We start from the raw sequence: 1,054 nt of genomic DNA, 5'->3' as shown, positions 1-1,054 counted from the left end.
CGGCCAGCACCAGCCGCTGAACCGGCTCTCCGAACGCTTTGCCCGCGAAGGCGTCGAGCTCAGCCTCTCGACCCTGGCAGATCAGGTGGGCGCCTGCGCGGCAGCGCTGGGACCCATCCACGAGCTGATCCGGACCCATGTCCTGGCGGCGGAGCGGCTGCACGGCGACGACACCACGGTGCCGCTGCTGGCGAAGGGCGGCACGGTCACGGCGCGGCTCTGGACCTATGTGCGCGATGACCGCCCCTTCGCGGGCGGCGCGCCCCCGGCGGCGCTGTTCTTCTTCTCGACCGACCGCGAAAAGACCCATCCCAACGGCCACCTGGCGGGCTGGACCGGCATCCTGCAGGCCGACGCCTATGGCGGCTACAACGATCTCTACCTCGGGGACCGTGCCCCGGCCCCGGTGGCCAGCGCGCTCTGCTGGAGCCACGCGCGGCGAAAGTTCTTCGAGCTCGCCGACATTGCCGGACAGGTCCGCAAGAAGCGTCCCGCGCACGAGATATCGCCCGTGGCGCTGGAGGCGGTGTCCCGGATCGACGCGCTGTTCGACATCGAGCGAGCGATCAATGGCTTGCCTGCCGCGGAACGTCTGGCCGCACGGCAGGAGTCGGCCCGCCCGCTGGTCGCCGGCCTGCATGGCTGGCTGGCATCGGAACGCGGACGGATGTCGCGGCACGCGCCCGTTGCCAAGGCGATTGACTACGTGCTGAGCGACGGCCGCTGGACCGCCTTCACCCGCTTCCTCGATGACGGCCGTATCTGCCTGACGAACAACGCCGCGGAGCGATCGCTCAGGGGTGTCGCCCTCGGCCGGAAGTCCTGGCTCTTCGCAGGTTCCGGACGCGGCGGCGACAGGGCGGCCCTCATGTACACGCTGATCGTGACGGCGAAGATGAACGGTATCGATCCACAGGCCTGGCTCGCTGATGTCCTGGCGCGGCTGCCTGACACCAAGGTCTCGCGCGTACCTGAGCTTCTGCCCTGGAACTGGACGCCACAAAGCGCCTTGTCACGCAAGGCCGCATGACCGCCGCCCTCGCCGGATGCTAAC

General features: G+C 69.4%; 1 protein-coding gene. It reads left to right on the top strand.

From position 1 onward, the window contains the following. The coding region (locus HCC78_RS32715; protein ID WP_172332842.1) for an IS66 family transposase at positions 1-1,030 on the top strand (1,030 nt) is incomplete at its 5' end. Between the last annotated feature and the right edge of the window lie 24 nt (positions 1,031-1,054).

This window comes from Mangrovicoccus sp. HB161399 (assembly GCF_013184745.1).
Lineage (GTDB): Bacteria > Pseudomonadota > Alphaproteobacteria > Rhodobacterales > Rhodobacteraceae > Mangrovicoccus.
This window is presented reverse-complemented; position numbering and strand designations above follow the sequence as displayed.